Raw genomic sequence first — 9,532 nt, forward strand, 5'->3', positions numbered from 1 at the left:
ATGACGTGCGCCGGCGGCCAGGCCAGCGCCGCGATCACGTGTTGCGCTGCCGCCGCACCCGCGGCGACACCGGGTGGTGCCTCGTCCTAACGCATGTCCCGCGCGGCGGGGCGCCGACCGGGCACCACACGCAGTTTGATTTCGCGGCCTTGGCGCCACAGCGTCAGCGTGGTGGGCTCGCCGGGTGGTAGCGCCGCCACGGTGGCCAGCAGCGCCGGTACGTCGGCCACGGCGCGCTCGCCGACGCGGGTGATGACGTCGCCCGGCTCCACGCCCGCGCGCGCCGCGGGGCCGTCTTGCAGCACCCCGCCAACGACGACGCCGCGCACCCCCTCGGGCAAGCCCAGATGCTCGGCCCACTGCGGCTCCAGCGGGCGCGGCTCCACCCCGATCCAGCCACGCGTCACGCTGCCGTCGCGCACGATGGCCTCCATGACCCCGCGGGCGGTGTCGATCGGGATCGCAAAGCCAATGCCCATCGAGCCTCCCGAGCGCGAAAAGATCGCCGTGTTGATGCCGACCAGCCGCCCTTCGGCGTCCACCAGGGCACCACCCGAGTTGCCGGGGTTGATGGCGGCGTCGGTCTGGATGAAATTTTCGAACGTGTTGAGCCCCAGCTGGCTGCGCCCCAGTGCGCTGACGATGCCGGCGGTGACGGTTTGCCCCACGCCAAACGGGTTGCCGATGGCCAGCACGCGGTCGCCCACCTGCAGCGTGTCGCTGCGCCCCAGCACGATGGTGGGCAAGTCGGCCAGCGTCACGCGCAGCACCGCCAGGTCGGTGTCGGGGTCGGTGCCGATGACCTGCGCGGTGGTTTGGCGGCCGTCGCTGAGCTGCACGACGATTTCGTCGGCGCCTTCGACGACGTGGTTGTTGGTCAGGATGTAGCCGGCCGGGCTGACGATGACACCCGAGCCCAGGCCGTTGGGTGGCTCGGCCTCACCGCGGTCGCCAAAAAAATCGCGCCACCATGGCTCGTCGGCGTGGGGGTTGGCCATGCGCACGGAGGTGGAGATGCTGACCACCGCCGGCGCAGCGGCGCGGGCGGCGTGGGCCAGGCTGGTGGCTTCGACCACCGGGCTGCGCGCGGGGTCGGCCGTTTCCAGCACCGGGATGCTGCGCACCAACGCCCCGGGCCGGGCCAACCACTGCGGCCGCAGCGTCGCCACCACGAACCACGCCGCCAGCAGCACCGTCACCGTTTGCGCAAACACCAACCACCATCGTCGCATCGCTCACCCCTTTTGGCCGTCATCAACCCCAGCGCCGGTAGGGTTGACGTGGGTCAATTCGCTGCCGTGCGTTTCGGGTTCCAATGACCGGCGATGCACAACGAAGGCATCGTGGAGCACGACACATGAAAGCGATTGTCGATCTTTTTTCGACCGATTACGGCCTCATGAGCCTGGGGGTGATCGTCTTCATCATCGTCATGGGGTGGTGGTTCTCGCGCTTCTTCGCGCGCAAGATCGCCGAGTCCGAGCGCGAAGCGCGCCGCGGCGGCTGACGGCACGGTCGCGCGCCGCGCGGCAGCGTGGTGTGGATGCGACAATGCGCGCATGAGCACCACCGATGCTGACACCCCGCGTGGCGAGGTCGCGCTGGGCGACATGGTCGCCGCGCTGGACGGGCTGCTGGAGCCCGCCCGGTTTCAGGACTACGGCCCCAACGGCCTGCAGGTGCAGGGCCGTCCCACCGTGCGCCGCGTCGTCAGCGGTGTCACCGCCAGCCTGGCCCTGATCGAGGCGGCCATCGAGGACGGCGCCGACGCCATCGTCGTGCATCACGGCCTTTTCTGGCGCGGCCAGCGTGGCACGGTGACCGGTTGGCTCAAGACGCGGTTGCAGCGGCTACTGGTGCACGACATCAGCCTGCTGGCGTACCACTTGCCGCTGGACGCCCACCCGCAGCTGGGCAACAACGCGCAACTGGCGCAGCGACTCGGGTTCGTGCCGGAGGGTGAGACGTGGCAGCGCTGCGGTGAACAGCAGCTCGTGTTTCTGGGCCGCAGCCCCGTGGCCGACGCGGCTGCGCTGGCGGCGCACCTCGAGCGTGTGCTGGGACGCTCGCCGGTGTGGGTGCCGGGTGACGGGCGGCCGATCGTGCGCGTGGCCTGGTGCAGCGGTGGCGCGCAAGGGTATTTCGAAGCCGCGCTGGCCGCCGGGGTGGACGCGTTCATCACCGGCGAGATCTCGGAGCCGCAAGCCCACCTGGCGCGCGAAACCGGCGTGGCGTTTTACGCTTGCGGCCACCACGCCACCGAGCGCTACGGCGCGCCCGCACTGGGCGCGTGGCTGGCCGAGCGCTATGGGTTGGCGCACCGCTTCATCGACATCGACAACCCAGCCTGAGCGTCCGATGCCACCTTCCGCCCCGATCGCCATCACGATGGGCGACGCCGCCGGCATCGGCCCGGAGCTCATCACCCAGGTGTTTCGTCGCCAGCCGTCGTGGTCGTCGCGCTGCGTCGTCATCGGCGACCTGGCGGTGCTGCGGCGCGCCGCGGCCGTCACGGGCGGCCTGCTGCCGATCGCCGAGCTGGACGGACCGGCCGACGCCGCGCACGTGCCGCCGGGGGTGGTGCCGCTGTGGCCGGCGGTGACGTTGGCGGCGCTGCCAGCCTGGGGGCAGGTGAGCGCGGCGGCCGGCCGCGCCGCCGCCGACGCCGTGACGCTGGCGGCCGAAGCGGCGCTGCGCGGTGAGGTCAGCGCCGTGGTCACCGCACCGCTGAACAAGGCGGCCTTGGCCGCGGCTGGCCTCGATGTGCCCGGCCACACCGAGCTGCTGCAGGCGCTGGCGGCGCGCCACCTGGGCTTGGCGCCTGAGCAGCTGCCCGTGCGCATGATGCTGCACAACGCCGAGCTGCGCACGGTGCTGGTCAGCATCCACGTGCCGCTGCGGCAGGCCATCGAGCTGCTGACGCCCGCGCGTCTGGACGAGACGCTGGCGGTGGTGCAGCGCCACTTTGCCGAGGTGCTGCGCTGGCCGCGTTGCCGCATCGCCGTGGCCGGGCTCAACCCGCACGCCGGCGAAGGTGGCTTGTTCGGCCGCGAGGAGCTCGACATCATCGCCCCGGCCGTGGCCCGTGCGCAGGCACGGGGTTGGGAGGTCAGCGGCCCGTACCCGCCCGACACCGTCTTCATGCGCGCGCGCCGCGGCGAGTTTGACGTCGTCGTCGCCATGTACCACGACCAGGGTTTGATCCCGGTCAAGTACCTGGGCTGGGAAGGCGGCGTCAACACGACACTGGGGCTGCCGTTCGTGCGCACCAGCCCCGACCACGGCACGGCGTTCGAAATCGCCGGCCGTGGCGTGGCCGACCCGTCCAGCCTGGAAGCCGCCATACGCGCCGCGCTGCGGGCGGCCACACCCGTCACCGAGGAGGTGCGCCCGTCAGGGTAATCGCCAGCCGTTCCTTTACAATGTCGGATAGTCTGCCATCAGCAGGCTGGGACGGCGCTGCGCTGGCGCGGTCCCGTGCGGTTGGCGGCTTTGTCATCCCCACCCGGAGAGTCTTCCCTCATGAGCGAAGCCACCGTCGATCCCCAACGCCGAACCTGGCTCATCACTGCGGGCGCCATGGGCGGTGCCGGCACCGTCGCCACCCTCGTGCCTTTCGTCAGCTCGTTGGCACCTTCGGAGCGCGCCAAAGCCGCAGGCGCCTCGGTCGAGGTGGACGTGTCCAAGCTGCAGCCAGGCGAAAAAATCGTCGTCGAGTGGCGCGGCAAGCCGGTGTGGATCATGCGCCGCACGCCGGAGCAGCTCGCGTCGCTGGAAAAGGTCGAGCCGCAGCTGGCCGACCCCAATTCCGAGCGCAAGGCCTACCCCACGCCACCCTACGCCCGTAACCGTCACCGCTCGATCAAGCCCGAATACCTCGTGGCGGTGGGCATTTGCACGCACTTGGGCTGCTCGCCGGTGGACAAGCTGCAGCCCGGGCCGCAGCCGTCGCTGCCGGACGACTGGCAAGGCGGCTTTCTGTGCCCCTGCCACGGCTCCACGTTCGACATGGCCGGCCGCGTGTTCAAAAACAAGCCGGCGCCGGACAACCTGGAAATCCCGCCGCACCACTACGTGTCCGACACCGTGGTGCTGATCGGCGAGGATCCGCCGAAGGCCTGACGCGCCGTTGCCACGCCCGCTTAGCACAAGGGAACCACCATGGCCGAATTCAAGGAAGCTCCCCCCAACGCCACGCGCGCCGAAAAGCTCCTGACCTGGATCGACAACCGCTTCCCGTTGTCGAAAATGTACAAGGAGCACATGTCGGAGTACTACGCGCCGAAGAACTTCAACGTCTGGTATTTCTTCGGTTCGCTGGCGATGCTGGTGCTGGTGATCCAGATCGTCACCGGCATTTTCCTCGTCATGCACTACAAGCCCGACGCCTCGCTCAACGCCGCGGGGGTGCCGGTGGCGTTCGCCTCGGTCGAGTACATCATGCGCGATGTCCCCTGGGGCTGGTTGATCCGCTACATGCACTCCACGGGGGCGTCGGCGTTTTTCATCGTCGTCTACCTGCACATGTGGCGCGGCCTCATCTACGGCTCGTACCGCAAGCCGCGCGAGCTGGTGTGGATCTTCGGGGTGGCGATTTTCCTGTGCCTGATGGCCGAGGCGTTCTTTGGCTACCTGCTGCCGTGGGGCCAGATGTCGTACTGGGGCGCGCAGGTGATCGTCAACCTGTTCTCGGCCATCCCCTTCATCGGGCCTGACCTGGCGATCTGGATCCGCGGCGACTACGTGGTGTCCGACGCGACGCTGAACCGCTTCTTCAGCTTCCACGTCATCGCCATCCCACTGGTGCTGCTGGGGCTGGTGGTGGCGCACATCATCGCGCTGCACGAGGTTGGCTCCAACAACCCCGATGGCATCGAGATCAAGGCCACCAAGGGGCCGGACGGCAAGCCGCTGGACGGCATTCCGTTCCACCCGTACTACACCATCCACGACATCCTGGGCGTGTCGGTGTTCCTGCTGGTGTTTGCCGCGGTGGTGTTTTTCGCGCCCGAAGCGGGTGGCTACTTCCTGGAGTTCAACAACTTCATCCCGGCCGACCCGATGGTGACGCCGCCGCACATCGCGCCGGTGTGGTACTTCACGCCGTATTACTCGATGCTGCGTGCCACCACCACCGAGATGATGTACGTGCTGGTCGCGGTGGTGCTGGTGGGCGCGCTGCTGGGGGCGCTGAAGTCCGGCTACGGCGCGTTGGGCAAGGCGGCGATGCTGGGCGGCGCGGTCGTGCTGGCAGCGCTGATGCTGACCATCGACGCCAAGTTCTGGGGCGTGGTCGTGATGGGTGGCGCCGTCATCGTGCTGTTCTTCCTGCCCTGGCTGGACAACAGCCCGGTCAAGTCGATCCGCTACCGCCCAAACTGGAACAAGTGGCTCTACGGTCTGTTCATCATCAACTTCCTGATCTTGGGCTACCTGGGGGTGCAGCCGCCATCGCCGGTGGGTGAGCGCATCAGCCAAGTTGGCACGCTGTTTTACTTTGGCTTCTTCCTGCTGATGCCGTGGTGGAGCCGACTGGGCGAATTCAAGCCCGTGCCCGCGCGTGTGACCTTCCAGCCCCACTGAATGGGCACCACCGATCGAGGAGAAAGGCATTGGCCATGAAACGATGGATCGCAACGGGTCTGCTGGCTCTGAGTGCCCTGCTGGGCGCCCACACCGCGGTGCACGCGGCAGGCACCAACTTCCCGATGGACAAGGCGCCGCGCCTGACCAACGACCAAGCGGCGCTGCAGCACGGCGCCAAGATCTTCGTCAACTACTGCCTGAGCTGCCACTCGGCGTCGTTCGTGCGCTACAACCGCCTGACGGAGCTGGGCCTGACCGAAAAGCAGATCAAGGAAAACCTGATGTTCACCACCGAGAAGGTGGGGGATCCGATGGTGGCGGCGATTTCGCCGCAGCAGGCCAAGGCATGGTTCGGCGCCCAGCCGCCGGATCTGTCGCTGGTGGCGCGCTCGCGCGCTGGTCATGGCTACAGCGGCGCGGACTACCTGTACACGCTGCTGCGCGGTTACTACCGCGACCCCAACCGCCCGACCGGCTGGAACAACGTGGTGTTTCACAACATCGGCATGCCGCACCCGCTGTGGGAGCTGCAGGGCGAGCGCAAACCCGTTTTCGAGAAGGTGGACAGCCACGGTCACGAGAGCGAGGTCTTCAAGGGCTGGGAGCAAGTCAAACCTGGGCTGCTGACGCCGGAGGAGTATGACCGCACGGTGGCGGACCTGGTGGCCTACCTGGAGTGGATGGGCGAGCCGGTCAAGAGCAGCCGGGTGCGGCTGGGCGTGTGGGTGATGATTTTCCTTGGCCTGTTCACCGTGGTGGCCTGGCGCCTCAACGCCGCCTATTGGAAAGACGTCAAGTGACCCCCATCTGAGCGGCGCGCTGCGCCGCCCGGGTCACCCCCACAGTGGGTGGGGCCGCCGGCGAGCGGCCGCCCACTGTTTTTTGCTTGGACTTGGAGCGACAACGCCATGATGGTCTTGTATTCGGGCACGACCTGTCCGTATTCGCACCGCTGCCGTTTCGTGTTGTTCGAAAAGGGCATGGACTTCGAGATCCGCGACGTGGATCTGTACAACAAGCCCGAAGATATTTCGGTGATGAACCCGTACGGGCAAGTGCCGATTCTGGTCGAGCGCGACCTGATCCTGTACGAATCCAACATCATCAACGAATACATCGACGAGCGCTTTCCGCACCCGCAGCTGATGCCGGGTGACCCGGTGGACCGCGCGCGCGTGCGGCTGTTTCTGCTGAACTTCGAAAAAGAACTGTTCACCCACGTGTCGGTGCTGGAGCAGCGCACCCCGAAGCCCACCGACAAACAGCTCGACAAGGCGCGTGCGCATATCCGCGAGCGCCTGACGCAACTGGCGCCGGTGTTCCTGAAGAACAAATACATGCTGGGCGAAAACTTTTCGATGCTGGACGTGGCGATTGCCCCGCTGCTGTGGCGCCTGGACCACTACGGCATCGAGCTCAACAAGAACGCCGCGCCGTTGCTGAAGTATGCCGAGCGCATCTTTTCGCGCCCGGCGTTCATCGAGGCGCTGACACCTTCCGAAAAGGTCATGCGCAAATGATGGACGCCGACCTGCCCTCGCTGCGCCCATACCTGGTACGCGCGGTGCACGAATGGTGCACCGACCACGGCTTCACGCCGTACATGGCCGTCGCGGTGGACGCGCGGGTGCAGGTGCCGCGCGAGTACGTGCGCAACGGCGAAATCATCCTCAACGTCAGTTACGACGCCACCGCCAACCTGCGCATCGACAACGAGGTGGTGACGTTTCGCGCGCGCTTCGGCGGTGTGCCGCGCGATGTGGTGGTGCCGATCGGCAACGTGGTCGGCATCTACGCCCGTGAAAACGGTCAGGGGTTGGCCTTTCCGCATCCCGATCCGGTCCCGGAGGACGAGGAGGACGGGCCGGTGCCGCCGGTGGCGCCCGGCAAGGGCCCGCAGCGTTTGCAGGTGGTGACGCCGAGCGCGGACGAGCCGCCCGCGCCCACCGCTGGCCAGACCGGCGACGGGGGCGTTGCGCACGACGGCGATGAGCCGCCGCCGTCCCCACCGCGCGGCGGCCGTCCGGCGCTCAAGCGCGTCAAGTGACCGCTACAATGGCGGTCTGCGCATGCCGCTTTAGCTCAGTTGGTAGAGCACCCGCCTTGTAAGCGGTAGGTCGTCTGTTCGAGTCAGACAAGCGGCACCATCGATTCCCACTCGGCGGCGGGTATCGGGCGGCCCAGCGCGTAGCCTTGCAGGCGTTCGCAGCCCAGGTCACGCAGCCAGCGGCGCTGGTCGTCGGTCTCGACGCCTTCGGCCACCGTGCGCAGCCCCAGGGTACGCGCCAGCTTGACGATGGCGCGCACCACCGTCCGGTCGCGTTCGCGCGTACCGGCCTCGCGCACAAAGGTCTGGTCGATTTTGAGTTCGTCCAGCGGCAACGCGGTCAGGTACGCCAGCGACGCGTAGCCGGTACCGAAGTCGTCCAGCGAAATCTGCACGCCACGCGCCCGCAACGGCGCCAACCGTTGGGCCGTGTCCTCCAGCTCGCCCAGCACGACGCTCTCGGTGATTTCCAGCGTCAGGTGATCGGGTGGGGCGCCGGTTTCGTCCAAGATGGTCAGCACCCGCTCGACGAAGTCGCGCTCACGGAACTGGCGTGAGCTGACGTTGACGCTGAGGGATAGCGCTTGCAGGCGCGGGTCGTTGGACCAGCGCCGCAGGCGGGCGCAGGTGTCGCGCAACACCCACTCGCCGATCGGCACGATCAGCCCGGTCTCTTCGGCGACGTCGATGAAGGCGCCCGGCGGGCGGATGGTGCCGTCCTCGTGTTGCCAGCGCAGCAGCACTTCGGCCCCCAGCACGCGGCCGTCGGCGTCGCACTGGGACTGTAAAAACGCCACCAACTGCCCGCGTTGCAGTGCCTCGCGCAAGCCCTGCTCGGTGTGCACGCGGGTGCGCACGATGGCTTGCAGCTCGTCGCTGAAAAAGCGAATGCCGTTGCGTCCTTCCTCTTTGACGCGAAACAGCGCCACTTCGGCCTGGCGCAGCACGGCGTCGGCGTGCGCACTGTCGCCATCGAACAGGGTCAGCCCGATGCTGGCCGTGGCGTAATACGGCGGCTGTTGGTCATCCCACGCGTAGGGTTGCAGCATCGCCGTTTGCACTTTGTGCGCCAGCCGTTCGGCGGTGCTGGCGGCCTGCGGTGCCGTGGCCGGCAAATCCTCCAACACCACGGCAAAGGCGTCATCGCCCAGGCGGGCCACGGTGTCTTGTTCGCGCACCGCTTGCCGCAGCCGTTGGGCCGCTTGGCGCAGCACGGCGTCGCCCCCGTCGTGACCGAACGTGTCGTTGATGTGTTTGAAGCGGTCGATGTCCACCAGCAGCAACGCGGCGTAGCGCTGGTGGCGCACGCAGCTTTGGATGGTGTGTTCCAGGCGGTCGCGCAGCAAGACGCGGTTGGGCAGTCCGGTCAGCGGGTCGTGGTGCGTGAGGTGGTGCAGGTCGTCGCGGTGGCGGCGCAGCGCGTCGGCCATCTGGTTGATCGCCGTTTCCACCGCCCCCAGCTCACGCACCGGCGAGGGCCGCGCGAAGGGCGGCTCGAAGCGCCCCTGGCCGATGGCGTCGAGGGCCGTGCGCAGGCGGTGGATCCAGCGTTCGATCAGCACGTACACCTGGTGGCGCGTGAACACCACCAGCGCCGCGGTCAACAGCAGCAGCCCGGCCATGCGCCACAGAAACGTACGCTTGATGGGCGACAGCCCGCGCCCGGGGCTGCTGTGCGCCACCACGTACAACGGCTGCATGGCCAGCCGCAGCGGGATCAGGCCGGCCATAATGGGGGTGCCGTCGGCGGCTTCGAGCTCGTGAAACTCAGCTGTCAGGTCCCGGACGATTGCGTGGCACTTTTATGAAAAGTTCCGGTTTTTCTTTGTACCATCTTTTCATGGCCTCGATGGGCGGGACATGTCCCAGGGCTTTCTGGGGGATGTGGTGATTGTACAG

At 67.6% G+C, this 9,532-nt stretch carries 10 protein-coding genes, 1 tRNA gene and 1 pseudogene; 9 read left to right on the top strand and 3 right to left on the bottom strand.

Annotated elements, in window-relative coordinates; translation table 11 throughout:
* Positions 1–86: 86 nt before the first annotated feature.
* Complete coding sequence (locus Taqua_RS10485) at positions 87–1,232, bottom strand: S1C family serine protease (RefSeq protein WP_144326605.1); 1,146 nt, start codon at positions 1,230–1,232, stop codon at positions 87–89.
* A gap of 125 nt (positions 1,233–1,357) precedes the next feature.
* Between Taqua_RS10485 and Taqua_RS10490 the strand changes: the two genes are divergently transcribed.
* The 9 genes from Taqua_RS10490 to Taqua_RS10530 all read left to right on the top strand — a co-directional run bounded on the left by Taqua_RS10490 (position 1,358) and on the right by Taqua_RS10530 (position 7,733).
* Positions 1,358–1,507, top strand: a complete 150-nt coding sequence (locus Taqua_RS10490) for a DUF3149 domain-containing protein (RefSeq protein WP_144326606.1) — start codon at positions 1,358–1,360, stop codon at positions 1,505–1,507.
* 52 nt (positions 1,508–1,559) lie between these two features.
* Positions 1,560–2,351 (top strand): Nif3-like dinuclear metal center hexameric protein, encoded by a 792-nt coding sequence (locus tag Taqua_RS10495; protein WP_144326607.1) that lies wholly within the window; start codon positions 1,560–1,562, stop codon positions 2,349–2,351.
* Positions 2,352–2,358: 7 nt separating this feature from the next.
* A complete protein-coding gene (pdxA, locus tag Taqua_RS10500) occupies positions 2,359–3,402 on the top strand; it encodes a 4-hydroxythreonine-4-phosphate dehydrogenase PdxA (protein ID WP_144326608.1) in 1,044 nt (347 codons plus the stop codon).
* A 120-nt stretch (positions 3,403–3,522) separates the two neighbouring features.
* Complete coding sequence (gene petA / locus Taqua_RS10505; RefSeq protein WP_144326609.1) at positions 3,523–4,122, top strand: ubiquinol-cytochrome c reductase iron-sulfur subunit; 600 nt, start codon at positions 3,523–3,525, stop codon at positions 4,120–4,122.
* A 39-nt stretch (positions 4,123–4,161) separates the two neighbouring features.
* Positions 4,162–5,583: a cytochrome b gene (locus Taqua_RS10510; RefSeq protein WP_144326610.1), complete on the top strand. Its 1,422-nt coding sequence runs from the start codon at positions 4,162–4,164 to the stop codon at positions 5,581–5,583.
* A gap of 35 nt (positions 5,584–5,618) precedes the next feature.
* Complete coding sequence (locus Taqua_RS10515; protein ID WP_144326611.1) at positions 5,619–6,386, top strand: cytochrome c1; 768 nt, start codon at positions 5,619–5,621, stop codon at positions 6,384–6,386.
* Positions 6,387–6,494: 108 nt separating this feature from the next.
* Positions 6,495–7,106 (top strand): glutathione S-transferase N-terminal domain-containing protein, encoded by a 612-nt coding sequence (locus tag Taqua_RS10520; protein ID WP_132961988.1) that lies wholly within the window; start codon positions 6,495–6,497, stop codon positions 7,104–7,106.
* Complete coding sequence (locus Taqua_RS10525; RefSeq protein ID WP_144326612.1) at positions 7,103–7,633, top strand: ClpXP protease specificity-enhancing factor; 531 nt, start codon at positions 7,103–7,105, stop codon at positions 7,631–7,633. Before Taqua_RS10520 ends, Taqua_RS10525 begins: the two co-directional genes overlap by 4 nt.
* 24 nt (positions 7,634–7,657) lie before the next feature.
* Positions 7,658–7,733: transfer RNA gene (locus Taqua_RS10530), tRNA-Thr, on the top strand.
* Here Taqua_RS10530 and Taqua_RS10535 read toward each other — a convergent pair.
* Together Taqua_RS10535 and Taqua_RS13560 are read right to left on the bottom strand one after the other, a co-directional pair.
* Entirely contained in the window at positions 7,717–9,363 is a 1,647-nt protein-coding gene (locus tag Taqua_RS10535; RefSeq protein ID WP_144326613.1) for a putative bifunctional diguanylate cyclase/phosphodiesterase, read from the bottom strand. The genes Taqua_RS10530 and Taqua_RS10535 overlap by 17 nt on opposite strands.
* A gap of 37 nt (positions 9,364–9,400) precedes the next feature.
* Positions 9,401–9,532, bottom strand: a pseudogene (locus tag Taqua_RS13560) (IS481 family transposase); the annotation flags it as partial.

Origin of the sequence: Tepidimonas aquatica, from assembly GCF_007556585.1 — a bacterium.
Taxonomy (GTDB): Bacteria; Pseudomonadota; Gammaproteobacteria; order Burkholderiales; family Burkholderiaceae_C; genus Tepidimonas; species Tepidimonas aquatica.